The 24,442-nt window shown below is 36.7% G+C and carries 26 protein-coding genes; 9 read left to right on the top strand and 17 right to left on the bottom strand.

Translation table 11 applies throughout. The features are described 5' to 3' along the window. Positions 1–42 precede the first annotated feature (42 nt). The 5 genes from NST46_RS08590 to NST46_RS08570 form a co-directional block, all read right to left on the bottom strand. A complete protein-coding gene (locus NST46_RS08590; RefSeq protein ID WP_341137058.1) occupies positions 43–894 on the bottom strand; it encodes a DUF72 domain-containing protein in 852 nt (283 codons plus the stop codon). Positions 895–979: 85 nt separating this feature from the next. Then, the gene (locus NST46_RS08585; protein ID WP_341137057.1) at positions 980–1,717 is read right to left on the bottom strand and encodes a class I SAM-dependent methyltransferase; all 738 of its coding nucleotides are present in this window, start codon (positions 1,715–1,717) and stop codon (positions 980–982) included. Between the two features lie 28 nt (positions 1,718–1,745). Further along, positions 1,746–2,219 (bottom strand): SRPBCC family protein, encoded by a 474-nt coding sequence (locus tag NST46_RS08580; protein ID WP_341137056.1) that lies wholly within the window; start codon positions 2,217–2,219, stop codon positions 1,746–1,748. 63 nt (positions 2,220–2,282) lie between these two features. Continuing rightward, positions 2,283–2,663, bottom strand: a complete 381-nt coding sequence (locus NST46_RS08575; protein ID WP_158586324.1) for a VOC family protein — start codon at positions 2,661–2,663, stop codon at positions 2,283–2,285. 273 nt (positions 2,664–2,936) lie between these two features. Beyond that, complete coding sequence (locus tag NST46_RS08570) at positions 2,937–4,631, bottom strand: methyl-accepting chemotaxis protein (protein ID WP_341137055.1); 1,695 nt, start codon at positions 4,629–4,631, stop codon at positions 2,937–2,939. A 663-nt stretch (positions 4,632–5,294) separates the two neighbouring features. Between NST46_RS08570 and NST46_RS08565 the strand changes: the two genes are divergently transcribed. Further along, positions 5,295–5,507, top strand: coding sequence for a YuzF family protein (locus NST46_RS08565; RefSeq protein ID WP_251661565.1), 213 nt, complete (start codon positions 5,295–5,297; stop codon positions 5,505–5,507). A gap of 63 nt (positions 5,508–5,570) precedes the next feature. Continuing rightward, positions 5,571–6,461, top strand: a complete 891-nt coding sequence (locus NST46_RS08560) for a manganese catalase family protein (RefSeq protein ID WP_148617402.1) — start codon at positions 5,571–5,573, stop codon at positions 6,459–6,461. Between the two features lie 173 nt (positions 6,462–6,634). Here the strand turns inward: NST46_RS08560 and NST46_RS08555 are convergent, their stop codons facing one another. Next, complete coding sequence (locus NST46_RS08555; RefSeq protein WP_095313121.1) at positions 6,635–7,204, bottom strand: helix-turn-helix domain-containing protein; 570 nt, start codon at positions 7,202–7,204, stop codon at positions 6,635–6,637. Between the two features lie 137 nt (positions 7,205–7,341). On the opposite strand from NST46_RS08555, the gene NST46_RS08550 reads away from it, so the two are divergent. Together NST46_RS08550 and NST46_RS08545 are read left to right on the top strand one after the other, a co-directional pair. After that, on the top strand, positions 7,342–8,037 hold the full coding sequence (locus NST46_RS08550; RefSeq protein ID WP_095313119.1) for an AzlC family ABC transporter permease: 696 nt from the start codon (positions 7,342–7,344) through the stop codon (positions 8,035–8,037). Beyond that, positions 8,030–8,341 (top strand): AzlD domain-containing protein, encoded by a 312-nt coding sequence (locus NST46_RS08545; RefSeq protein ID WP_240033848.1) that lies wholly within the window; start codon positions 8,030–8,032, stop codon positions 8,339–8,341. Before NST46_RS08550 ends, NST46_RS08545 begins: the two co-directional genes overlap by 8 nt. Before the next feature lie 107 nt (positions 8,342–8,448). Here the strand turns inward: NST46_RS08545 and NST46_RS08540 are convergent, their stop codons facing one another. The 3 genes from NST46_RS08540 to NST46_RS08530 all read right to left on the bottom strand — a co-directional run bounded on the left by NST46_RS08540 (position 8,449) and on the right by NST46_RS08530 (position 11,187). Next, the gene (locus tag NST46_RS08540) at positions 8,449–8,889 is read right to left on the bottom strand and encodes a hypothetical protein (RefSeq protein WP_095313114.1); all 441 of its coding nucleotides are present in this window, start codon (positions 8,887–8,889) and stop codon (positions 8,449–8,451) included. A gap of 158 nt (positions 8,890–9,047) precedes the next feature. After that, complete coding sequence (locus tag NST46_RS08535) at positions 9,048–10,067, bottom strand: 2-hydroxyacid dehydrogenase (protein WP_379600129.1); 1,020 nt, start codon at positions 10,065–10,067, stop codon at positions 9,048–9,050. 61 nt (positions 10,068–10,128) lie between these two features. Continuing rightward, positions 10,129–11,187 carry an AEC family transporter gene (locus NST46_RS08530; RefSeq protein ID WP_118890200.1) on the bottom strand — a complete coding sequence of 353 codons (1,059 nt, stop codon included), beginning with the start codon at positions 11,185–11,187 and terminating at the stop codon, positions 10,129–10,131. A 411-nt stretch (positions 11,188–11,598) separates the two neighbouring features. Between NST46_RS08530 and NST46_RS08525 the strand changes: the two genes are divergently transcribed. Further along, positions 11,599–12,138, top strand: coding sequence for an isochorismatase family protein (locus NST46_RS08525; RefSeq protein ID WP_341137054.1), 540 nt, complete (start codon positions 11,599–11,601; stop codon positions 12,136–12,138). A gap of 279 nt (positions 12,139–12,417) precedes the next feature. Here NST46_RS08525 and NST46_RS08520 read toward each other — a convergent pair whose 3' ends face one another. The 5 genes from NST46_RS08520 to NST46_RS08500 all read right to left on the bottom strand — a co-directional run bounded on the left by NST46_RS08520 (position 12,418) and on the right by NST46_RS08500 (position 16,384). Further along, entirely contained in the window at positions 12,418–12,954 is a 537-nt protein-coding gene (locus NST46_RS08520) for a CueP family metal-binding protein (protein WP_095313093.1), read from the bottom strand. Between the two features lie 157 nt (positions 12,955–13,111). Continuing rightward, positions 13,112–13,768 carry an HAD family hydrolase gene (locus NST46_RS08515; protein WP_095313092.1) on the bottom strand — a complete coding sequence of 219 codons (657 nt, stop codon included), beginning with the start codon at positions 13,766–13,768 and terminating at the stop codon, positions 13,112–13,114. Positions 13,769–13,819: 51 nt separating this feature from the next. After that, on the bottom strand, positions 13,820–14,374 hold the full coding sequence (locus NST46_RS08510) for a GNAT family N-acetyltransferase (RefSeq protein ID WP_095313091.1): 555 nt from the start codon (positions 14,372–14,374) through the stop codon (positions 13,820–13,822). A 163-nt stretch (positions 14,375–14,537) separates the two neighbouring features. Continuing rightward, on the bottom strand, positions 14,538–15,290 hold the full coding sequence (locus NST46_RS08505; RefSeq protein ID WP_095313090.1) for an aminoglycoside phosphotransferase family protein: 753 nt from the start codon (positions 15,288–15,290) through the stop codon (positions 14,538–14,540). Between the two features lie 155 nt (positions 15,291–15,445). Next, complete coding sequence (locus tag NST46_RS08500) at positions 15,446–16,384, bottom strand: aminoglycoside phosphotransferase family protein (protein WP_341137053.1); 939 nt, start codon at positions 16,382–16,384, stop codon at positions 15,446–15,448. Between the two features lie 442 nt (positions 16,385–16,826). Between NST46_RS08500 and NST46_RS08495 the strand changes: the two genes are divergently transcribed. Further along, a complete protein-coding gene (locus NST46_RS08495) occupies positions 16,827–17,132 on the top strand; it encodes a PadR family transcriptional regulator (RefSeq protein WP_095313088.1) in 306 nt (101 codons plus the stop codon). Positions 17,133–17,150: 18 nt separating this feature from the next. Further along, on the top strand, positions 17,151–18,332 hold the full coding sequence (locus NST46_RS08490) for a chromate transporter (RefSeq protein ID WP_341137052.1): 1,182 nt from the start codon (positions 17,151–17,153) through the stop codon (positions 18,330–18,332). A gap of 75 nt (positions 18,333–18,407) precedes the next feature. Here the strand turns inward: NST46_RS08490 and NST46_RS08485 are convergent, their stop codons facing one another. Continuing rightward, the gene (locus NST46_RS08485) at positions 18,408–19,310 is read right to left on the bottom strand and encodes a DMT family transporter (RefSeq protein WP_341137051.1); all 903 of its coding nucleotides are present in this window, start codon (positions 19,308–19,310) and stop codon (positions 18,408–18,410) included. A gap of 100 nt (positions 19,311–19,410) precedes the next feature. On the opposite strand from NST46_RS08485, the gene NST46_RS08480 reads away from it, so the two are divergent. Together NST46_RS08480 and NST46_RS08475 are read left to right on the top strand one after the other, a co-directional pair. Further along, complete coding sequence (locus NST46_RS08480; RefSeq protein ID WP_303449428.1) at positions 19,411–20,292, top strand: AraC family transcriptional regulator; 882 nt, start codon at positions 19,411–19,413, stop codon at positions 20,290–20,292. A 283-nt stretch (positions 20,293–20,575) separates the two neighbouring features. Beyond that, the gene (locus NST46_RS08475) at positions 20,576–21,211 is read left to right on the top strand and encodes a nitroreductase family protein (protein WP_095313084.1); all 636 of its coding nucleotides are present in this window, start codon (positions 20,576–20,578) and stop codon (positions 21,209–21,211) included. 189 nt (positions 21,212–21,400) lie between these two features. On the opposite strand, the gene NST46_RS08470 is transcribed toward NST46_RS08475, so the two are convergent. Together NST46_RS08470 and NST46_RS08465 are read right to left on the bottom strand one after the other, a co-directional pair. Next, positions 21,401–22,339 (bottom strand): ring-cleaving dioxygenase, encoded by a 939-nt coding sequence (locus tag NST46_RS08470; RefSeq protein WP_095313083.1) that lies wholly within the window; start codon positions 22,337–22,339, stop codon positions 21,401–21,403. A 638-nt stretch (positions 22,340–22,977) separates the two neighbouring features. Next, on the bottom strand, positions 22,978–24,441 hold the full coding sequence (locus NST46_RS08465; protein ID WP_341137050.1) for an aldehyde dehydrogenase family protein: 1,464 nt from the start codon (positions 24,439–24,441) through the stop codon (positions 22,978–22,980). Between the last annotated feature and the right edge of the window lies 1 nt (position 24,442).

The following is a 24,442-nucleotide window of genomic DNA, read 5'->3' as shown; positions in this document are numbered from 1 at the left end:
GCAATCCTTTTAAAAAGGATTGCTTTCTTTTTCTATACCTGATTAAAACAAACCGAGCTGCCTTGGTGCAAGTCCTTCGTATTCAATACCTAGCATGGCTTGAAACTCTTTTGCATTGCCTGCTGCATCCCCACCCGAATTATTATTAAATAAGAAAATGATATCTGTTGAGCCTTTGGCAAGCTCTGATACTCTTTCTTTCCACTCTAACAACTCTTTCTCGTTGTATTTATATAAATAACGAACATCGCGCCAGTTTGTATCCGCATTTTTCGGCTTTGTCCAGCCATGAATGTTCCTGCCGTGCATTCGGATCAATGTCATATTTGGATCAGTAGCTGCTGGAACAATTGGAATGGATCCATCTCCAGCTTGCGGTTCATCCGCAATAGTGTGAATCCAGCCATTCTCTTTCATAAAGGCAAGCGTACCGGAACGAAATGTTTCTCGAAACCAAGACTGATTTCTAAATTCAAGCGCAACAGGGATGTCTCCCATCATTTTTTTGCAATATCGTAAGTAATTCACATTCTCTTTCTTGCAATCAAACCAAGGGGGAAATTGAAATAAGACCATTGCTAGCTTATTGGCTTTCCGATAAGGTTTTAATGAATCGATAAACGCTTGAAACATTTCCGCTCTCGTTTCAAACGGAATATCCGTTCTTTGATGACCAGTCATTCCCTGATATGCCTTCACCACAAAGCGAAAGTTTTCCGGTGTTTCACTTACCCATTTGGAAGCATTACTTACAGGCTGCACGGCATAAAAGGACGCATCCACTTCAACTGTCAGAAAATGACTACTATATTCAGCTAATTTATCCTTTGACTTCATTTGAGGCGGGTACAGGGAGTGATGATCTCCCCACCCTGTCACACCTATGTATATCATCAGGATCCCTCCTCCCATCATGATAACATATTCAAAGCTCTCTATTTTATAACATTCAAGTAATCCGAAGATTCGACTAAAAGCTTCACATCATTTTTCCAGCACGAATTAGCAAAAACATCGGCCTGCGATTTTCATCAAACATCGCTGGATTATTTTGTATCATTTCCTCTGTTGCGAAAGTCTCTTTCACTGTTTTAATCGTAAATCCCGAATCAACTAGTGTATTTATATAGGTTGCTAGTGTACGATGATACTTTATAACATCTTCAGTCAGAAAAGGTGTATGGCGAATTCCCTCGTGTTGATAATGATCAATCGGCCAATGCAGACGATTTCCCTGCTCATCATACCACCAATCTTGTTCCGCTCTAGCAGTAAAAACAGGATGTTCTACTGAAAAAACAAACTTTCCGCCCGATGTTAAACAATCATGAACCTTTATACAAATTGCTTTAAATGCTCTCACATAATGAAACGCAAGAGAACTAAACACAACATCAAATGAGTCTGCAGCAAAGTGAATATCTTCCATTGGAATTTGTCGGTAAGCGATATGTGGGTCATCCGTTAATTCACGAGCTCTTTGCAGCATTTTTTCGGATATATCAATACCAACTACAAAATGAGCCTGTTTCATTATTGCGTAGCGACAATGCCAGCCAAAGCCACACCCTAAATCAAGTACACGTTTATCCTTCAATTCTGGTAGCAGTTTTTTTAATAATGGCCATTCTCCTGCGCCTTCCAGTCCTTTTAGGGAGCGCGGCATCTTTTCATATGCTGAAAAAAAGTGAGGATCATCATATTTATTTTGCTTCATAGCCTATTCCCCACCCCTTTTTCGATACTTATAAACTGAATGTTTCCCTGTAAGTCTCCCGCAACGATGCGGCATTATCCAGCCATTCAACCGGCTTTCCTTCTATAATCATTCCTAAAACATCCAGACAACGATGCCATCCAGCAGCAACAGAAGCGCTCATAGAAGCATCGTCAAATGTGTGTTCAAACAGCAAGCGACAACCATCACCTTCAGTATTTAATTCGATAGAAAGTAAGTCATCGATCTCACGGAAAGCAAAGAAATGAGGTGGATTAAATTTGGTTATTATTGCTTCGTAAGTCGTTCCTTCACCATCATCGAAGTAAATCTTTCCATCTGTTCGCAAGTCCATCTCCCCTGTTGCAAATGGGTACCACTGTGTAAAATATTGGGGCTGCGTTACCATATCCCAAACTTTCTCAACCGAATAAGCATAATCACGTTCAAATCTTATTTTATATCGTTCATCTACTTTATATAGAGTTCCATATGAATGCATAGCTTTCTCCTCCAAATTCAAAATTTATTATAGAGATATAATTATAGATCCAATGGATTTATTCTAGGTTGTACTAATTTCCCAGACGTGACCGTCGGGATCAGCAAAGTATCCTGAATAACCCCATTCATTTGCTATTCCTTGCTTTATAACGTTACCATTAGCTAACGTTGCTCGCCTTAAAATATCGTCTACATCTTGACGACTTTCTACAAAAGAACTTAGTATTAACTCATTAGAACTGGGGTTTAGATTAAGTTGACCAGTTGTAGACGCAACCTCCTCACGTGGATAGAGAACTAGCGAAAAATTTTCATCAAAAAAGAAAGCTATATGGTCCTCTCCTTTAGATACCTGATCCTCTGGCAACTGAAGGACCTCCCTATAAAAAGCCGCTGTTTTTTCAAGATGATGAACAGCTAAAGTTATAATATTGATTTTCACTTTTGGCACCCCCGAATCAGACTTATTATCGCTCTTAACAATAAATTTTAACACAAATTTTTCCGACCAACGCACCAAATTATTCAAAGCTAACCTATTACGGATATGATAAGATCATATCTAATAATCTAACCAGTGTTTCTTTACAGACTAAAAATTTCCCTTAGATAAAAAGGAATTGTGGGCATCAATCAAAATGCCACAATTCCTATTATCAAACCTTATAAGTTCTAAACTCAATGAAAATTACAGTCTTAAGCGTCACAGTTGCACTTAAAGCTTAAATCTCCTTACTAACCCATTTAACTCTTCAGCAAGCTGCGCTAATTGCTCAGAGCTTCCTGCCACCTCTTCCATAGAGCTGCTGGTTTGTTGTGTTGAAGCAGAAGTTTGCTCAACACCAGCTGCTGCTTCTTCGGAAATTGAAGCTATTTCTTCAACCGATCCGTTCATCTTCTGGCTATTGACTGCAATATCAGCTAGGTTATCGGACACTAAGTTAATACTGTCCACCATCTTAGATACGGAATCACTAATCTCATGGAATGTTTGCCCGGTAACTTTGATTTGACTTGTCCCCTGTTCAACTTCCGTATATCCATCCTTTAATGATTCTACGACAAAACTTGTTTCATTTTGAATGTTGGAAACAATGCCAGTAATATCCGTAACAGAAACAGAAACTTGTTCTGCAAGCTTCCTTACTTCATCGGCTACAACAGCAAATCCTTTACCATGTTCGCCCGCTCTCGCTGCTTCAATCGCTGCATTTAATGCAAGTAGATTTGTTTGGTCCGCGATATCTCGGATTACTGAAACAAGCTGTGATATTTCTTGAGATTGTTCATCTAATCCCTCTACCTTCGTAACCGCACCTTGTACAATGTGATCAATTTTAGCCATTTGCTCGGTGGAAGAGGTCATTAATTCGCTTCCTTTAGATGTCATTCCAAGCACTTCATTTGAATACCGCTGCACACGCCCACCATTATCATGTGCTTCATCTACCTTAACCGCAAATGTACCCATAATCGATGCTAAATCACTAGCGCTGTTTGCCTGTGTCTCTGATCCTGTCGCCAGCTCTTGCATCGTGACTGCTATCTGCTCAGAACCGGACTTTACTTCGTTCGCTGCCTGTGTTAATTCTTCACTTTGACTTGTAACCGTCTCAGATACAACATTTATTTGCGTGAGGAGATCGCGTGTATTGATAGCCATCTCATTGGTAGCTTTAACTAACTGCCCAACTTCATCTCTAGCATTTGTTCGCAGTACTTCTTGGCTTAAATCTCCATTTGCAATAAGCTTCATTCTCTCCATTACCGTTCTGATTGGTCTCGAAATCATTCCGGCAGTAATAAGCGCCGCTCCTATACTAAGCATAACAATTAAAAGTGATACAATAACGACAATTCTTTGCGTTTGTTCACCGCTGGATATGATTTCTTCACCAAGTCGGTTAATGTCATCTTCGGAACTTTGTGCTATCTCCTCATATCCAGCCATGATTTCACGTACGACAGGGGTTAACTCATTTAGATTCTCTGTAGCTAGCTCCACATCTCCGCTATCATATACATCAAATACGTCCTCATCAATTGCTGTCCGCCACGCAACAGTTTTATCAATTAAATCATCAAATTCTTCCGTAACTCCCACACTTCTAGCTTGACTCTCAAACTCGATGCCCTGCTCCGTATATGCCGCAAAGCGATCTTTAAAATCACTCTCACCGCTTAGCACAAAGCCACGAGCAGTAGAAATCCGATTAGCCATTGTTGTTTCCATTCCCAAATTTGCAATTAATCCTTGAAGCTCATTTTCAATAATATTTGTCGTATTTTTATTTATCTCCTTAACTGCTATGTAATTATATACACCCAATACAATGACAAATAAAATAACAAACGAAAATGCAAATATGATTTTATGTTTAATACTCTTGAAGTTTAATAACTTTTTCATCTTTTTCTCCTTTACCATTTAATAAATTGATAACATAGCTACTTTCCTCAATCTGTACCACCGCTATTAATACCTATATTGTTTATGCAAAGGGGCCTTTAACTTGATTAGATTCAGAAAGTCACACAACCTAAAAGCCCTTCAGACTAAAATTACAATACTTCTCATGCTGAAGATTGAATTTTTATTAGAATAGTACCCTCCTTCAAACAATCTCCTTTATGACTCTATTCTTCAGCAAGAGCCTACGTTCGTTGATAACACAACAATTAAAAATGGCTATTCACTATACAGGAATACCCATTTTTTTCAATCCATTTATATATCCAATGCTATTGCTTCATCGTTATACTTCGAACCTATAGATATACATTAACCAAGAGGAATAACAGTGCCTATCTTTTATATCGGTCTATATATCCATTTTTTAAAGAAAAGGGATAAAAAAACCATACTTTAATCATATACATTTTTATCCATACCTACTAAAGACCTTTCGCATTTATCAGCTAAGCTTTTTAAACTTGCTCTCCATTCGGTTTAAAAACGGATGAGCGTGAGTGAATAATACGTTAGAAAACCAAAATATCAACTAGACCGATACACATTTTCGCTGCCCTGCATATACTGCTATGGGCTTCGAGAAAAAAGGAGTGTTGAACAATGAATGAAAAATGGAATCTTAGTGATCCGTATGTTTATCAAGCTTTAACAGGGTTTCAAAATAAATCACTTGCCGTTCAAACGACACACGGCTCTGTACGAGGTATATTGAAAAAGGTGATGCCAGATCATATTGTAATCCATATGGGAGGATCACCTTTTTATGTCCGTACAGCTCAAATAATTTGGTTTCAGCAATTAAAGGGAGAATAAGCCAAGCACCCTCCATCATATGATGACAATGGTTATTATCTATGGATGGAGGCGCAAAAACTCATGATGAAACGTGTGAATAAAATCGCCATTGAACTACCTATTCCAGAACATGGCGATATGAATGCTGCAGCAGCTGTTCAGGAATTAATGGGAGGCAAATTCGGTGAAATGTCCACCTTAAACAATTACATGTTCCAATCCTTTAATTTCCGTGGTAAAAAAAAGCTAAAGCCCTTTTATGATTTAATCGCAAGTATTACAGCGGAAGAATTTGGTCATGTTGAACTAGTAGCTAATGCTATTAATCTACTTTCTATTGGCAATACTGTACCTGGTGACCCTGACACCGCTCCACTGCAAAATGGAAAGGATGCACGTTATTCAACGCACTTTACCACCACAGCTCAAACAGCTTATCCAGGTGATGGGATGGGCAGGCCGTGGAATGGATCTTATGTAAATAACAGTGGTACTCTCGTTGAAGATCTTCTCGCCAATTATTTATTGGAAATCGGAGCAAGAAATCATAAAATGCGTGTTTACGAAATGACAACTCATCCAACCGCTTTAGAAATGATTGGCTACCTACTCGTTCGCGGAGGGACGCACGTCATTGCTTATGCAAAAGCAATCGAAGTAGCTACAGGCGTAGAAGTAGGTAAGATGCTGCCTGTTCCAAGTTTGGATAATAATCAGTTTGACTACGCAAGGAAGTTCATGGATCGAGGATTGTTTAATGTGTTGTATACATGGGGAGAACCAGAGTATCGGGACATCAACCAAATATGGAAAGGGGCAAACCCTGAAACTGGTGATCCACTGCACGTAATCGATGGAATGCCTGAGGGTGCAGCAGTCCCCGATTTACCAGAGCTTCCGGAGCAATTTGCACCAGGGATTGATCGTGATGACTACCACCGTATTTTAAAACGCTTAAAGAGTAATATGTGATCTTAAAAAACTTGGTTTCCGTCAAATCTTTAGATAAATCTCTGGTTGTACTTATACAGATAGAAAATTTTATACTTTCTTCTACCAAAGATAATATAAACTAGTAGATTCCTTTTAATCAAAATCTGATTAAAAGGAATCTTTTTTTATGTCATTAAATAAATACAGCGTTTTTAGTGATTATTATAGGTAATAGCAAAATGTAAAATTGATACAGATGAAGATGGGTTAACGTATTTATGGAGCCGATCCCCTTTAAAGCGAATAGAATCGAATGCATTCAAATGATGCACTTCACCATCAAGCTCCATGGTTAGTTCTCCTGACATAACGGTAACAAATTCTATTACCCCTGGTTGATGTGCTTCTGAAACATATTCGCTTCTCCCCTGAAGATATCCTCGATATAATTCGAAGCTACGGGAACGAAATAATGGCTCAGCAACAAACAACTTATCTGAGCTTGATAGCTTCACCCCATTTCCTTTACGAATAATAGACACATCAGATTCCATTTCCAGTAGTTCCGTAATCGATATTTTTAGTCCATCTGCAATTTTCCAAATTACAGATAATGTTGGGTTAGCTTCCCCATGCTCGACCTTGATTAATGTTAATTTACTAACACCAATCTGTTTAGCAAATGCCTCCATACTTAGTCCTTTACTCGTGCGATATTTACGTAGATTAGCCCCTATGCGCTTTCCTACATCTTCTTCACTCCAAGGCTTTTCAATAGTCATGTAGCTCCCCCTAAAACAGTATACTTTAATAAACTTTTTGTTTAATTATAATATAGTATAGTATAGTTAACTATAACTTATATTTTAATTATACCAAAATAGACAATCTTTTACACAGGGAAGGAGCTGTTAAGTAGATGAATAACAAAAAACAAACAATTAAAAAGGGGGTCACTGAAGCTTTACCACTAGCAATAGCTATTGCAGCATATGGTTTATCTTATGGTGTGCTCACAACTCAAACAAGCTTAAGCCTAGCAAGTGCACTAGCAATGTCATTATTTGTGTTCTCCGGTTCCGTTCAAATGGTAGCTGTCGCAATGTTAGCAGCAGGAGCAACAGCTACAAGTGTTCTAATTGCTACTGCTTTGTTAAACCTGCGTAATTTATTATATGGAGCCGCACTTGCTGAAGGACTTTCTCCCGCTCCAAGAAAGTGGAGAGGTTTATTATCCTTCGGCGTGTCCGACGAAGCATTTGTTCTAGGCAGCGCAAGATTTCAAAAGCACGGTCCAGACCCACTCTATTTTGGTATTGTTGCAGCTACCTTTTATCTTGCTTGGATTACTTCTTCCTATATAGGAGCGGTTATCGGCAGCCAGGTTGATCCGCTTAAATGGGGTTTGGACTTGGCCTTCCCAGTTACTTTTACAGCTATCCTTATTCCTTCTTTAAGAGGAAAGCCAGTCATTGCAACAGCACTGGTTGCTGTCACGATAACGGTTATCCTTCAATATGTAACACCAGGGAATGAATTTACGATTATTTTAGCAGGTGGTTTATCACCACTCATAGGGTTATATGTAAGCAGGAGGACAAGAGATAATGAATAACTGGATGCTCATTGCATTATTAACTATTTCTACGTACCTATCACGAGTCATTGGCGTCGAGATCATGGCTGGAAGAGAAATGAACGCAACCTTACGTTTATATTTTAATTATGTACCGATTGCAATTATAGCCGCACTAATTGCAAATCAAATGTTAGTACCAACAGACGGGGGAATCGCTCTTTCGTTACCAGTACTAATTGGCTGTCTTGCTACAGCAATTACCTTAAAAGTTATCCATACGTTTCTACCTTCCCTTATAATTGGAATAGCGGCTGGATTGCTAGCGCGTTATTTTTTATAGCTGGCAGTAAGCGACTTTTGCCTTCTATCCAGAAGCAAGCATAACCACACAACGATCCCAATGGCGGAAGATCGTTGTGTGGTTATAACTATTGTAGACGTTAACAACTAACATTGAAGTTGAACAGTTTTTCGATAAACAACACGCACACCCCAAAACCCGCCAAGGAGCATGGTGAGCATGCTAAATAATAGTTTCCATATAGCCATGTGCAGTAAACCACTCAAGATAAAAGGGATATGTGCTAAAAAGTAGAGAGCGATGAATAGAACAAGAGAAAGAGCAACAATTCTTCGGAGCTTTGGTGCAAAAAAGGCGCTGCAAATAATAGCTAAAGCTGTGCTAATCGTATTAAGATAAAGGTTATAAGCAATAAACGTAAACGGATCATTTTCATCATATAACCCAAAGACTGGCGTCAAACTAAAGGAAAGGAATTTATTAAATAAAAGGTACGATACAAAGAAAAGAGGTATAAACAACATCCAGCGAAAGTAATTCGGTAGTTTGTTAATTAAAGACAGCATCTCATACACCTCATTTTTCATTTTCTACACCTTCACCTTACCAAAAAGTGTATCAATTGTATAGATGGAATATAAGGTGGATAGTAGAAAACCAGGTATTCACTATTAAGCAAGACGAATGCCTTCGTTTTACTTATGCAATAGGAAAGCCGACCAATCGAACTGGTCGGCTTGGTTGATTAAACAAGCGCTATTTCAGGTAGTGGAACCTCATTCTCACAGCGGCCATACATTAAATACGCATGAAGGTTATCATAAGAAATTTCAACCATATTTGTTAATGCCTCATCTGTATAAGAACCGATATGTGGTGTAACAAGTACCCTTGGATAAAGACTAATTAATTCTTCAATCACAGGATCATCCAGCTTCTCACCTGTTAATTTGCGGAAGAAGAAATCCTTCTCCCCTTCAAATACATCTGTACCATATCCACTAAGCTTATTTTCTTTAAGTGCATGCAGAATAGCTGAATGGTCTTGAATTTCTCCCCTAGACGTATTAATTAATACTGCACCATCCTTCATTTTATTGATGAAAGCTTCGTTAATAAAGTGATCATTAACACCTTTAAAGTGTGGAACATGGGCAGACACAACATCCGATATAGCTAACACTTCTTCCAATGGAAGGTACTCTACAATTCCCCTTGCTGCTTCTGACTCATAGATGTCATAAGCTACAACACGGGCTCCTAACCCTTTAAATAGCTTGGCAGTTGTCAAACCGATTTTTCCTGTTCCTAAAATTCCAATCGTTGACTTTCTAATTTCTTTACTAAACATCATGGCGTCCACGGTAAAATCTTTTTGATGCGTTTTAGCAGTTGTATATGGGATATTTCGTAAAAGGTTAATTCCAAGGTTTAACGCAAGCTCTGAAATTGCATTTGGTGAATACGCTGGAACACGCGCTACTTTTAATTCCAATTCAGCCGCTGCTTCAAGATCAATATGATTATATCCAACTGTTCTTGTTAGAATATAGCGAATACCATAACCCGCTAATTTCGTCAGGTTTGACCGATCCGCTTTACAGTTTCCCCGAATCATTACTGCATCCGCGCCCTTACATTGCTCCACATTCTCATCATTCATTAGCTCTTCAATAAGTGTTAAATCAAAGTTATATTTATTTAAGGAATTGAAAAATTCTACCTCTACGTCTCTTACACCGAAACATACTAATTGAATTGTCATTTTCATTACCTGCCTTTTTAGTTATATTATTGTTCATCCAAATCTTTTTGAACAACCTCTATTAAGAAAAGATACTAAATCCCTTCATCAATTCAACAACTACTACCCATAGCGGCATTGCTACAACTCCCAAAATCGTTGATAGCAAGGAACAATTTGACGTTAATAAAGCTTCTTTATCAAAGCTAATCGCAAATGCTGCAGCAACTGTTGCAGTAGGAGTCGCCATCATAATTACTGCGGTTGCCATTGCAACATGATTAACTGGGAAAATACCCAACATACTTCCAGCTGTAATTAACGCTAAGATGAAAGCTGGAACGAAGATTACTTTTACAGCACTATATTGCAAGGACGGTTTATCACGGAATGCATCTTTTAATGGAATTTCTGCAAGCTGTGCTCCGATCGCAATCCATGCAAGCGGAGAGCAAAGCTTAGCAAGATAGTTCAATGTTTCAAATAACCATGGCGCTGTAACATCAATACGCAAGAATGCAGCAGAGACAGCGAGACCTTCAGCATTTGTTGCTTGTACCTGAGGAAGATAGCCTTGGAACATCCATACAGCAAGGCCTAGAAAGGTTGCAATGATAATTGGGTTCATTAACATGGTTTTAATATTATCTTTCGTAAACTTCAGACCTGACATTTTAATATATCCGTATGAGTACAAGAACACGCGATATGAAATGTTAAAAATAGATGCGTACATAACACCTTCTGCACCATACATCACACCAACAATCGGAATACCGAAAAACGTTGTAGAACCGAAAATCGTTAGTACATGTAATACTTTGTTTTTATCTCCTGTAAAATTCATAAAGAAGAATTTACCCATAATAATGAGCACAATATAGATAATAAATCCCCAAATTAATAAGTTAATACCTTGTGTTAAACTTTCCGTATCGATGTCCTGCATAAAAGCTGTATATGCAAGCGCTGGAATCGAAACACTCAATAGAAGCACGCTCAGCATCTTAGATGTCTGTTTGCTGATGATATCCTTTTTCCGTAAATAAAAACCGAGTAATATAATCAACACTGCAGAACTTACCGCACTAATTACCTTTGGATTTGTAATTGTACTAGCAAAAACCTCTGCAAAATTCATAGTCGTTTCCTCCCTAAAATCTATTAAGATATCTCAAAGTTTGTGAATAATTTCACATTAAATACCAAAAAAATAAATGCTGTTAACTTGTTTCACTTAAACTGGTAAATTGGATTTAAATTAATAATCTAGTATACAGTGAAGCCATTTCTTCATTACATACTAGCTTCTTTTGGGCCCTATTGTTTGTGAATCATTTCACAATTTAATAATACAATGCTTTTATCATTTTGACAACACCTTTTTCCAAATTATTTATGTCTGTTTTTTGACAGGAGGATGAAGACTTGCGCTTTAATGGTTCGCCTAATCTTTTCACAATAATAGAGTGAAAAGAAGGTTTAAATGAAGAAATAACGAACTTAATTAGTAAGCAGAAAATTAAATGCTCGTTTTGAGAAGAGGGATAGGATGCTCAATAAAGAAAGTACTGTTTTTGTATTAGTGGATGTACAGGGGAAGCTGGCTAACATTGTACAGGATAGCAAAAGCTTAATCGATAATTTAAAAGTCCTCATTCAAGGGCTCAACATTCTTCAAATTCCAATCGTATGGCTAGAGCAATATCCGCAAGGTCTTGGACAAACAAATGAAGCATTAGCAAAATACTTAACACACGTTAAACCGATTCATAAAATTACTTTTGATGCATGCAAAAACCAAGCATTTGTGGAGGCACTAACTGCTACGAAACGAAAACAGGTTCTAATAGCTGGCATTGAAACGCATATCTGTGTGTATCAAACAGCATTAGGAATAAAATCCCTAGGATATGAGGTGCAGGTTGTAGCAGACGCAGTATCATCACGAACGAAGTTAAATAAAGAAATTGGGCTTCACAAAATGCAAGCATCCGGAGTCCTGACATCAAGTGTGGAAATGGCATTATATGAATTAATGGAGACAGCTGAGAGCAAGGATTTTAAAAATGTTTTAAAGTTGCTGAAATAAGCACATAAAATAACAGCTTCCTTATAGGTAAGCTGTTATTTTTTTACTGAGTAATTTCTAGTAATCCAATACAGAGTCATACTCGTGACAGTGGTTGGAAAATACTAATCACCTGGATATGAATTCCCTCTATCTTTGTCTAGTAAGACTTAGTTCCTTTATAAATGACCGAACTTCTGCCTTTAATCTTTTTTCAAGCTTTCATTGCATTCATGAGAAATCAGGGACGTCGAATTGTAGGAAAAGGTTCATTTATTTAATCGACAAATCACACATACTTCAAACCAATTGTAACGTTGTAATGCACGTATTATCATTTTCAAATGAAGAAATCTCTGACTTCACTTCTTTCCCATCATTTGCAATTGTAATACGATACGTTTTATCTCGAGGAAGCCATAAGTCAATAAATCCATTGGAATGGGACTTGATTTTTTCATCTACTATCACATTACCTTCTAGATCTTCAATGTATACATCAAATTCTTCATTTACTAGTTCTCCTTGGCAGCCTGTTAAGCTATGAATAGCACAAGGATGGGTTTGCTCCATATAAGGAGCGATGGAAACAAAAAACTCATCTTCCGGTAAAGCATAGCTTTGCTGACTTCCATCTTGATCCGTCACAATCAGTTCATGTGATGTAATGGAAGCAGACTGATCTTCTACACTGCCAATGCTGTAATCATGCACCAAATCCTTAATGTCTTTCGATCCATTATCTTTCTGTGTCATGTTACTGTCGTTTACTGTAAACAAATATCCTACTAATACTACCAATGCAAATCCAATAGCCACAAGAATTTTTTTGTTCATCTTAAATACAGACCTTCCTCTCCCACTTTTTCAGATCCTTTTATCACGTTCAATAACCCAAACTTTAACATAAATTACTTACAGATAGGTTTTTTGTGAAGCGCTCACTATTCCTTCACATGCTTCAAAGGAGGGTTGTTATCTCGAATTACCGCACCTATTTATTTAAAGACCCTATAATTTCCTGTAAGGTCATATCCGCCATTGAGTTCAACTTTAAATGAAAGTTTTCAAATGGTAACGATTCTGTAACTGGATTCGGAATAATAACCGTTGGTACTTTCGCTTCCAATGCAGCTATTAAACCGTTTAAGGAATCTTCAAAAATGATTGCCTCATCCGGCTCAATATCAAGTACTTCTAACGTTTTCAAAAACAAATCCGGCGCAGGCTTAACATGTTCCACCATATCCTGTGTAATGAGATAATCAAAATAGGAAATCAAATCTAACTTGGTCAAATGGGTAGTCACCCACTTCTTAGTTGAACTCGTTGCTAAAGCAATTGTCAGGCCTGCCTCGTGTGCATCCGCAAGATAGGCTTCCACGCCTTCTCGTGCCTTTGCTTCCTTAACCAGTTGTGCATGTAACACCCCTGCGTGTTCACGAATAGCATTTGGATCCAGTTGATCACCAATCTCTTTTTCCAAATATGTAAATAATGCTGTATCATTTGAACCAACACATTTCACAAAGACTTCAAGCGGTAAATCAAATTTAAATTGGTCATGCAAAACTTCCTTATATGAATGAAACCAAGCTGTCTCTGTATCTAATATTAATCCGTCGAAATCAAAGATTACTGCTTTAATCATATTCCGCCTCCATTAGGTACTTTTTTAAATCATTGTCTTTTATAAAACCGTTTATTTAGTTACGATCTGCCGTGCTAATACGCTTTCCATCAAATCCCAAGCCTCGTGGCAGCTAGGTTCTGTAAGGAAAGGCTCAAATCCGAAGTTTAAATACATATTAACAGCCTGATAACTCGTTGTTTGCGATGTAAGATATGCTCTTTCATGATGCTGCGCTAAAACTTTCAAAGCTTCACTAAGCAAAGGCTTCGAAAGTTTCTTCCCTTGATATTCAGGAACAACACCAACCCAATGGATTCTGCCCAAAATCTCACCACCACCTTTTAAATCTCCATACCATGCTGTTGTTGTTGCAATTGCTTCTCCATTACTATTCTCAACGAATAGACAGCGTTCTTCCATTTCATCTATGTATGGACCAAATTCTTTCGCAAAGTGTTCAAGGGCAGCCTTTTCATCTTTAAATTCATCCACACTCGCTTCAATTCTAGCCCAGTTATGCTCATCACCTTTTTTAAACATCCGAATTTGATACCCATCTGGAAGGGGAAATTCCGGAATATTTAATAGATTTTTTCTTTCCATTTTTAAACGTATTCTTTTCATTTTTATCATCCTTTTATCATCATTTTCCTATAAAATTATCTTTAAACTAGACTGTCTCTTCAGAAATTATACGTTAGGAAAAACATAACAAAACAAAGCCTGCTTAGCAATTCAACACATGATAAACTGTTTACAGAAAAACACCTTGATTCTAAGGTAGTAATTACATAAGAGTTGACTCGTCTACAATCTTTATTAGACGTTCAACACTTTCTGAAGATACATTTTCAGACAAACGTGCCCCCGCAATGATAGGAGCCCATTGAAGTATTTCTCCTCTTGAAAAACCGCTTTTCTCACAATATAAATGGATATATCGATCAGCTAATTCCGTTGCAATCTGTGAAAACAAGAGATACGTACGGTAGACATCCGCTCGAACATCACCTGCGCTAGAATCAACCCAATCAATTATTGCCACATCTTCATTGCTCAGAATCAAATTAAATGGATGAAAGTCTCCATGACATAATCGTTTTTCAAATGTCATGGCATCTAACTTCTGTATTAACCTCGTCTTTTGCTTTCCATCTAGGTAGCTCGTTGCGTTAATTTGACGATATAGTTTATCAGACATTTGTTCAAGTCGTGTATTTGCAGCATGGGCATGTATTTTCTGTTGTACCTCAACAGAGATCTTAATGTAGTGCTCTGCTCGTTCTAGGTTTGCCATTAAAAGGTCACCTAACGTCTTTCCCTTTATATACTCCATTATAATTGCTTGTTTCCCATCAATTTTCGTAACATCTAAAATTTTAGGGACAAAAATTCCACACGAATAAGCATATTTTTGCTTTTTCGCTTCATAAATAGCTTCATTTTGTGGCAAGTCATCGTTAAACAATTTCACTACTCGATTATTACTGATATAAATTTTTGCTGTATTACCGGTAGCAAATGGATTATCTAACCTCACTTTTTCTCATCCTCACATTATAAAGATGAATTATTACCTCATCTTTATATTAGTTCTCTTCAATCATCGTAATTCCTTTTTATAATAATAGTTATTATCCTTTTACAACGACTGTGATGACACTTTCGTGACAGGAAAAATAAGTTCTGGCTTAATCATTCACTAATACGTTTCAACTCATCTACTAAGTAATTTATTGTCGTAACTCGTTCTTGCTCTTCTTGCTTATCGTATAAAAGTTGTTCGATAAACTCCCAAATATCCTCTAGCTTTCTTTTTTCTTGATAAAATTGTAATACGTTCGAGTCAATTGAGAAGTTTGGATGATTTTTTCGATAAATCGTAATAAATTTATTGAAATAGTCCTTATTCACAACAAACATTAAATCCGCTTCGACCGGGGCTAATTTTAGCCCCTCCCAATCGATTAATATTAAATGATCAGATTGCATTAAATTCCAATAATGTAAATCGGTATGGCACAGACTCATTTTCAGATTAGCTGATTTTAGTTTCCTTGCAAGTCCTTCAACACGTATAATCATCTCTTGTAATGGCTTCATGTAGGAACGAATTAATTGCCATATGTCGATAGGAAAATTATTGCCATTGTTCACCGTACCTTGTAACTGTTCTAAAAACGTTACATCAAAATCCTCTTTGATTGCATCTGTTTTAATAGGAATATCCTCTGCATATAAGTGAAGCTCTGAGACAATCTGTGAAAATTGCTTTATCTGGGTATCTGTTAAATCTTGATTACCAATTGTATCCCCTTCGATATAGTCGTACAGCATATAAATGTTGTTTTCATCTTCGCATGTATACGCACTCTGCTTTGTTAAAATCGGTACAATGATATGATGTTTTAAATTACTATATTCCTTTAACCACATCAGTATAGGTATATATTGGTCAATAAGTGCTGTTAATTTTGGTGTAGACGCTCTTTTCTTTTCGTATACTTTTAAAAAGTAACTACTCTTTCCATCATCCACCTTATAAGCAAGGGATGCCCAACCACCTTGTTGATTTGATACATTAAGAACTTCAAGATTATAGTGTGTTCTTAATATATTATTAATGTTATCCATCTGATTCCCTCCTTATAAAGGAAAAATATCTTTGAAATGCAAATTAAATCAATATAAGCCATCCATTTCAAACCCAAAATCAGAAATACAATTCTCACTCTACTTTTATTTTATGAAAATGCATGAACACTGATAATGTTAGCTTTTCCTAAGTGACGATGAATATTGTCTACTACTTCCTATGTACGTAAATTTGTTATGCATTCTGGAATGCGCTTTCTTTCATATTTATATATTTACTATAACAAAATTTCTTCTATAAGCTCTATTTTATTTTCTAATTTAAATCAAGTTTAATGAACTCCATTTTATAGATAATGTAAAGTTTGTTAAGTTTCAATGATGTACATTGAATTGGATATTGACACATGTTATCTTTTACATATCGAAAATCAATATCGGAAATCGATATTGAAAGAATATTAGGAAGGAGTAAGTAAAATTGGAAGATAAGATACTGCGAAAGCTCTTTTTAGGATTTATTCAAATACATATCTTGCATCACGCAAAGGAACATCCGATTTATGGAGCTTGGATGCACGAAGAGCTACAGTCACATGGCTATGAGATTAGTGCGGGTACATTATATCCAATTCTTCACAGTATGGAATCAGATGGGCTTTTGACGAAAGAAAATCGAAATGTAGAAGGAAAAATAAGAAAATATTATACAGCTACTAGCAAGGGAGAAGAAATTCTTGATCAAGCCCGGGCTAAGGCTTATGAGCTGTTTAAAGAGATTAAATAATAGGAGGCTAGTTCAAATATGAATTATAAACTTAAAACATGGTTTGAGATTTTAATCGTCTCTACTAGACTTGGCTTAACTTCATTCGGTGGACCTATTGCACATTTAGGTTACTTTCACGAAGAATATATTCGAAGGCGAAAATGGATGGACGAGAAAAGTTATGGAGATTTAGTTGCGCTTTGCCAATTTCTTCCTGGACCTGCTAGCAGTCAGGTTGGAATTGGGATTGGAGTCATGCGCGGAGGAGTAATAGGTGGCATTATATCGTTTCTTGGCTTCACATTACCATCTGTGATTGCACTTATTATTTTTGCTTCCCTTCTTCATACATTTGGAATTGAAGATGCTGGATGGATCAATGGACTTAAGATTGTTGCTGTTGTCGTTGTCGCTCATGCAGTCTTAGGAATGGCTAAAAACTTAACACCAGACTTAAAAAGGAAAACAATTGCTTTATTTACGCTTGTTGTTACACTACTATGGCAAACAGCTTACACACAGATTGGCGCAATTCTTCTAGCAGCAGTTGTTGGTTTTCTCCTTTTTAAGCAGCAAACCAACATGGAAGAAAAAGCGGTTAGTAATTTCCATATTTCCCGTCGATTCGGATATATTTGTTTATCTCTATTTTTTGGCTTGCTCATCCTGCTTCCGATATTACGCAACCTTACATCGATACAATGGATTGCTTTGTTTGATAGTTTTTACCGCTCGGGCTCTCTCGTTTTTGGTGGAGGACATGTTGTATTACCGTTATTAGAACAGGAATTTGTTCCTGCTGGATGGCTAAATGAACAGGAGTTCCTTGCAGGTTATGGAGCAGCACAGGCAGTTCCCGGTCCATTATTTACGTTCGCCGCATACATTGGGGCAGTAATAAATGGATGGCAAGGTGGTTTGTTTGCTACATTTGCAATATTTTTACCAGCATTCCTTCTTATATTAGGTACATTGCCATTTTGGGATGCACTACGTCGCAACCCGAAAATTAAAGCTGCATTAATCGGGGTAAATGCTTCTGTTGTAGGTATTTTAATTGCTGCACTTTACAACCCAATTTGGACAAGTGCTATTCATGCTCCAATTGACTTTGCTCTGGCTGCAATATTATTCAGTATGCTTGTTTATTGGAAGCTTCCACCATGGGTAGTTGTGCTATCTGGTGCAATCGGTGGATTGTTCTTATCGTACCTTTAAAATTTCTTGAGATCGTGGAAAGGCTATTCCAGGTAAGTATTGGGATAGCCTTTTTTATCTGTTGTGACACTTTTATTACTTTTTCACTAACGATAGATAAACAACTAAAATTAATATCAAGGCCATTCCGATTACTTGCCAAAGTCCGAACGGAATACTTAACCAAATGATGCTGCTAACAACTGCTGTTAACGGCTCAACAGTGCCCAGTAATGTTGTTTCTTTCGCTTCTAGATACTCTAGACTTTTGATAAACATCCAGAAGGCAAGTGTTGTACCAAATATAATAGAGAAGCCTAATACTCCGAGAGTTGCTGCAGACCAATCCTGTGTTTCAACTCTCCAAATTGGATGAATGATATTCATACACACCCCAGCAATAATCATAGCCCACCCAACAACCGTTACAGATGAATAAAAACGTAGCAGATTACGGGCATAAAGTGTATAAAATGCTAATGATAAACCAGAAATAATACCCCAAACGATAGCAATACCTGGGACTGATAATCCTTTAAAGGAACCATTCGTTAATAAAAGCAGTGTTCCGATAATCGTTAACAGAATCGCAATCACATCTGAAACATGTAACCTTTGATGCCCTCTAAAAATAACCCAGATAATAATATAAATGGGAGCTAGATACTGTAATAAAGTAGCTACTGCAGCGTTACCTTCTGCAATGGAGGCCATGTAAGAATACTGAACTAATAACATCCCCAACAAGCTAAAGATAATTAGAGACAATCTTTTTTGGGGATTTTTCCATATTGTAAAAACTGTTTTTCTACCTGTTAGAAGTAATTGTATTCCTAATAATAATATCCCACTAATAACGAGTCTTGTTGAAACAAACCAATTTACACTGATATCGGCAGTTTCAAATAAATAGTTTGCTGCCGTTCCACCAATTCCCCAAAAACTTGCACCCATGAGAACAAAAATAATGCCCACTATACGTTTGTTTGTATTTTTCATTACATCACCTATAATATTAAGATATGATTACTATATCTAAGTAAACCGTATAATTATATATAAATAGAGTCAAAAAATATATAAATATTGAGGTGATGCAATGAAGAGAGAGATTATCTTAAATTCACTGAACGAAGAACTCATTCCTTATACAGAACCAGGTTGGCAACACTCCCTAGAATACACAACTATTTCAGAGAGACTCTTAGGATATATCCCCTTACATTGGCATGAAGAGTTACAATTTGTGGCCGTGGTAAAAGGTACGATAGAACTTCATATTTTAGGAAGAAAAATAAACTTACCAGAAGGATCCGGATTTTTTATCAATTCTGGGGTTATTCATGAAATCCATGCAAAAACATGGAATACTGCATTTATTTGCTGGAATATCGGGATTACATTATTCGATAAACACATTCAGACGAAATACATCCTTCCTATAATTCAGGAAGGGAGCACACCATATGTAATACTAAACCCTTTAAAAGACAGACATAACCTTATCATACAGGCCATTTTAACTAGCTATGATTGTTACGTTAAAAAAGAAAAATCATTTGAATTAATCATAACCATTCAATATCTAACATGCATCAAGGAATTACTTCATGAGATTGTACTTGATTCATCCAATCGTTATCCGATTTACGACCAACGGGTAAAAAATATTCTAGAATACATTCATACCCATTACCGAACACAAATTAAATTAGAAACACTTGCTGAAATAGCCTATTTAAGTAAGTCTGAAACGAACAGATTATTTAAGAAACATGTTGGGCGAACTCCCTTTACGTATATCCTTGATTACCGATTAGAGCGCAGCATTGATCTTCTAATCGGGACCAGGAGCACTATTACTGAAATTGCGATAGAATGTGGGTTTTCTAGTGTTAGTTACTTTATTGATAAGTTCAAGAAGTCATTTCACCGAACACCTAAAAAATATAGGGATGAAAAATGGTTAAGAAATCGTTAAATTCTTAACCTATTCAAAAACATTCTTATTGGATTAGAGCCGACAATATATTTTCAGTTGATCAAATGTTTGTTTAATTACTGAATTAGATTTTCCATCAATTAAAAAGTTAATTTTTTTCTAAAACGTCTTAATTCCTCATCTGTTTCAAATTTGTTCCTCTAACCTCACGAAAATCTGGAGATTATCTATTTCGTTTTCCAAGCATTTAAGTTGAAATATTTATCATCCAAGTTATAGTTAGGTAAAAAGAACTATTTTTATATTTCAGGAGGGAATCAGAATGAATTACGAAGAGTTAGTAACCACTCGACATTCAGCAGTTAATTTTATGGAAAATGAAAAAATGACTGAAGATGATTTTCATAAAATATTTGAATTAACAAAACTCGCACCAAGTGCTTATAATTTACAGTTTACGGATTACTTAGTAATAACGGATGAAAACAAAAAGGAAAGAGTAAAAGAGTTAAGTTATAACCAATATAAAATACATACAGCTAGTGCCGTTATTATTGTAATGGGAAATAAAAAGAGCATTGAAATGTCCGAGGTTGAAGAGATCTATAAGCCGATGAAAATGCTAAAGATGATGAATGAAATTGATTATGATATGACAATGGACGCAATAAAGAAATATAGTGATGGATTAAAGGGAAATTCAAATGCTCTAGATATAGAATTGGCGCGAAATGTTGGTATTAATGCAATGTTATTCATGCTAAATGCCAAGCATTATGGATTTGATACTTGTCCAATGCATGTCCATCATGTAGACCAATTAAGAGAAGCGTTCAATATTCCAAATTATCTCCAACCAATGATGATGATCACGATTGGTAAAAGTGTTGATAAGGTGCGTCCACGGGGCTATCGTAGACCAGTAGGAGATTTCGTCAATTTTAATGGATATCGGTAAAATAAATATAATTTACGGTGGTTGGGAGATTAAAAAACAGATCCATTGAATGGCTACACTCAAAATCACAAACATTACAAAAAGACGTCCACGCATTACACATGGACGTCTAAATTACTTTTCTAATAATAGTTACAGCACTCTATGCAATTGATATTTGAGACCAGTCGAAGAACGGATCCATTATCCCTATTTATCCAAGCTTCTTACCTCAATCGGTATTAAAGCTTTATTTAATTGATCACGGTACTGTTCATATTGGGCAGGTAGCTTCAGCTCTGTTCCCATTGTTTCGTATGACTCATCATGAGCAAATCCTGGCGTGTCTGTTGCAATTTCAAACAGAATTTCGCCATGTTCTTTAAAGTAAATGGCATTAAAATAGTTCCTATCTCTTACAGCTGTAACGCCATAACCATTGTTAGCTACATGCTGCTGCCAGTCCAAATGATCTTCATCGTCTTTTGCCCGCCATGCTATATGGTGAACTGTTCCAACCCCAATTTTTCCTCTTCCAATTAGAGTTTGTTTTACATCAATTACATTGCCGATATCACCGTAAGATTTGAAGCGGACTAAATCCTCTTCCTCACCGACTTTTTCAAGGCCCATCACATTTTGCAATGTTTCCCCAGTCTTTTCTGGATTAGTAGATAACAGGATTGCCCCGCCAAACCCTTTAATAGCTACATCTGATGTAACATCACCATGTGTCCAATTATTAGATACGCCGCCTTCTCGTTCTACGAGTTCTAGCTGCAAACCATGTGGATCGGCTAATTCTAAATATGTTTCCCCGAATCGTTGCGTTATTTGGTACTCGATATTGAATTTCGCTAATCTATTTTCCCAGAAGTTCATAGAACCGATCGGAATAATATACGTGGTTACGCCAACTTGTCCACTGCCAATCTTTCCTTGATAGGCGTTAGCCCAAGGGAAGAAGGTAATGATCGTACCTGGTTTCCCTCCGTCATCACCAAAATAAAGATGATATGTGCCCGGATCATCGAAGTTAATTGTTTTTTTAACTAGTCTTAATCCTAAAACACCTGCATAAAAGTCGGTGTTTTCCTGCGGGTGTCCTACAATTGCTGTAATATGGTGAATACCTGCTGTCTTCTTCATTAAATCCTCTCCTTCACTTTAATATTTCTTTGGTCTTTAAACTATATATTATTGTTTAAAATTCACGTTTCATTTTAACTCTTAATTTTATTGCTTTAATTAATTTAATTTTAATTGATTTATCTTTAATTAAATATATTATCGCATGATGATCCCACTATGTCAACGATTTGTTTTTAATTAAATATAATAGGTTTTTTATATTTGTTTTTCACGAAAATCAAAGTGGCGATTGGGATAGTAAATATAGTGTGGAAATTTACAAAAGTGACCATGGTCATCAGCTTTGGTCTGACAGAGTCAATCAAAATACTAATCAACTCTATTTGATGGGTCGGTAGAAAAATGGATGGTTCTGGTTAGTGCATTATAAAAACTACTGCAAAATAATTGCGAGGCCGAGACAAAAATATTTTTATAAAAATAAAAACCGAACACGATTGGTGCAAATAACTCGCTCCGCAAATATACTTCGCGCATCCAGTGGCGGCTGGTGAGCCCCCTTGTACTATCGCACTAAGGTGTCTCACCTTTGCCTTACCTTCCGCTGGAGTCTACGTATATTTCCTACGCTAAGCTTATGCATCGTTCGTCTTTAACATTAAACACGTTTGTTATGTCCCAGATTCTTTCTTAAATTAAAATGGAAACTTTCGATATTCATTTTGTACAGAAATCCATTTTAGTTTTGTAAATTCATCAACTACCCATGGATTTCCAAATCTTCCTAAACCACTTTGTTTATTTCCGCCGAATGGAATATTGGATGCATCATTAACAGTTTGGTCATTAACATGTGTCATCCCACTGTCAATCTTCAATCCATATGCCTCACCTTTTTTGATATCCGATGTAAATATGGAAGAAGTCAGACCGTAAATTGTATCATTTGCTATATCGATCGCATGATCGTCCGTTTTAGCTTTAATGATTGAAACTACTGGTGAGAACAATTCAGTTTGAGCAATTTCGTCCGAATTATCGACATCAACAAATACATATGGTGTTAGTACGTTTCCTTCACGCTTTCCTTCTAAACCAAGCTTGACACCATCCTTTTTTGCTTTTTCAACAGTTTCAAGCACTTTTTTTATTTGATTTTCATTAATTAGCGGACCAATAACCGTGTCTGGATTTGTTTGATCCCCGTACGATAATTTCGCAGCTTGCTCTATGAATTTATTTGTAAATGCTTCATATAAATCATCGTGAACAATAATCCTGTTAATGGACATGCAAATTTGCCCCTGGTGCATAAACTTTCCGAAGATAGCTGCCTCCACTGCCTTATCAACGTCCGCATCCTGCAGAACAATAAATGGGTTATTTCCACCCAGTTCTAATGCGACACGCTTGAGATTTCCCCCAGCAACCCTGCCTATATGCTTTCCAAATCCAGTCGAACCAGTGAAAGCTACTAGTTGTATAACTGGGTTTTCCAGCATTTCATCGCCGATCTCATCTGGAGTTGTAAGGATTGATTGGAATACTCCATTAGGCAATCCTGCATAATCAAAAGCTCTTGCAATAATAGATCCACCTGTCAATCCAACCTGTAAATCGGCTTTATGAACAACCGTATTTCCCAGTGCAATTGCAGGTGCAATTGATCGAATTGATAAATTCATAGGAAAGTTAAACGGCGAAATAGATGAAATCACTCCGAGTGGCTGACGATAAACTTTATTTATTTTCCCTTCAATTGTCGAAGGAATTTCTATTACGTTATCTATGGTGTCCATATAATTATATGTTTCTTTTAACACCTCGATTGTAAGATTTAATTCTAATTCTGCTTTGAGCAGTGTACCACCTGTTTCTTTACTGATTATAGTTATAATCTGCTCTGAATTATTTTGCAGAAACTCCGCAGCTTTTCGAAATACTTCCTTTTTGTCGCTCACAGAAGAATGTGCCCATTCTATTTGCCTAACCTCAGCAACCTCAAACGAATGCTTTAATTGTTTTAACGATGCCAAATTAACAGAGGTTATTACGGAATTATCATAAGGATTAACAATATTTTCTGTAATCCCTGCAGCTCCTTCTACCCACTTTCCATCAATATAATTTCTATTATTATTCTCTATAAAGTTTTCCACT

This window comes from Oceanobacillus sp. FSL W7-1309 (assembly GCF_038002145.1).
GTDB lineage: Bacteria > Bacillota > Bacilli > Bacillales > Amphibacillaceae > Oceanobacillus > Oceanobacillus profundus.
Note: the sequence above shows the minus strand (reverse complement) of the source record. Positions and strands in the feature narration are given on the sequence as shown.

What these genes read in the sequence shown, in the direction of transcription:
- NST46_RS08590 (WP_341137058.1), bottom strand. Translation starts at nt 894, where the DNA reads ATGATATACATAGGTGTGACAGGGTGGGGAGATCATCACTCCCTGTAC.
- NST46_RS08585 (WP_341137057.1), bottom strand. Translation starts at nt 1,717, where the DNA reads ATGAAGCAAAATAAATATGATGATCCTCACTTTTTTTCAGCATATGAA.
- NST46_RS08580 (WP_341137056.1), bottom strand. Translation starts at nt 2,219, where the DNA reads ATGCATTCATATGGAACTCTATATAAAGTAGATGAACGATATAAAATA.
- NST46_RS08570 (WP_341137055.1), bottom strand. Translation starts at nt 4,631, where the DNA reads ATGAAAAAGTTATTAAACTTCAAGAGTATTAAACATAAAATCATATTT.
- NST46_RS08565 (WP_251661565.1), top strand. Translation starts at nt 5,295, where the DNA reads ATGAATGAAAAATGGAATCTTAGTGATCCGTATGTTTATCAAGCTTTA.
- NST46_RS08560 (WP_148617402.1), top strand. Translation starts at nt 5,571, where the DNA reads ATGATGAAACGTGTGAATAAAATCGCCATTGAACTACCTATTCCAGAA.
- NST46_RS08555 (WP_095313121.1), bottom strand. Translation starts at nt 7,204, where the DNA reads ATGACTATTGAAAAGCCTTGGAGTGAAGAAGATGTAGGAAAGCGCATA.
- NST46_RS08550 (WP_095313119.1), top strand. Translation starts at nt 7,342, where the DNA reads ATGAATAACAAAAAACAAACAATTAAAAAGGGGGTCACTGAAGCTTTA.
- NST46_RS08545 (WP_240033848.1), top strand. Translation starts at nt 8,030, where the DNA reads ATGAATAACTGGATGCTCATTGCATTATTAACTATTTCTACGTACCTA.
- NST46_RS08540 (WP_095313114.1), bottom strand. Translation starts at nt 8,889, where the DNA reads ATGAAAAATGAGGTGTATGAGATGCTGTCTTTAATTAACAAACTACCG.
- NST46_RS08535 (WP_379600129.1), bottom strand. Translation starts at nt 10,067, where the DNA reads ATGACAATTCAATTAGTATGTTTCGGTGTAAGAGACGTAGAGGTAGAA.
- NST46_RS08530 (WP_118890200.1), bottom strand. Translation starts at nt 11,187, where the DNA reads ATGAATTTTGCAGAGGTTTTTGCTAGTACAATTACAAATCCAAAGGTA.
- NST46_RS08525 (WP_341137054.1), top strand. Translation starts at nt 11,599, where the DNA reads ATGCTCAATAAAGAAAGTACTGTTTTTGTATTAGTGGATGTACAGGGG.
- NST46_RS08520 (WP_095313093.1), bottom strand. Translation starts at nt 12,954, where the DNA reads ATGAACAAAAAAATTCTTGTGGCTATTGGATTTGCATTGGTAGTATTA.
- NST46_RS08515 (WP_095313092.1), bottom strand. Translation starts at nt 13,768, where the DNA reads ATGATTAAAGCAGTAATCTTTGATTTCGACGGATTAATATTAGATACA.
- NST46_RS08510 (WP_095313091.1), bottom strand. Translation starts at nt 14,374, where the DNA reads ATGAAAAGAATACGTTTAAAAATGGAAAGAAAAAATCTATTAAATATT.
- NST46_RS08500 (WP_341137053.1), bottom strand. Translation starts at nt 16,384, where the DNA reads ATGGATAACATTAATAATATATTAAGAACACACTATAATCTTGAAGTT.
- NST46_RS08490 (WP_341137052.1), top strand. Translation starts at nt 17,151, where the DNA reads ATGAATTATAAACTTAAAACATGGTTTGAGATTTTAATCGTCTCTACT.
- NST46_RS08485 (WP_341137051.1), bottom strand. Translation starts at nt 19,310, where the DNA reads ATGAAAAATACAAACAAACGTATAGTGGGCATTATTTTTGTTCTCATG.
- NST46_RS08480 (WP_303449428.1), top strand. Translation starts at nt 19,411, where the DNA reads ATGAAGAGAGAGATTATCTTAAATTCACTGAACGAAGAACTCATTCCT.
- NST46_RS08475 (WP_095313084.1), top strand. Translation starts at nt 20,576, where the DNA reads ATGAATTACGAAGAGTTAGTAACCACTCGACATTCAGCAGTTAATTTT.
- NST46_RS08470 (WP_095313083.1), bottom strand. Translation starts at nt 22,339, where the DNA reads ATGAAGAAGACAGCAGGTATTCACCATATTACAGCAATTGTAGGACAC.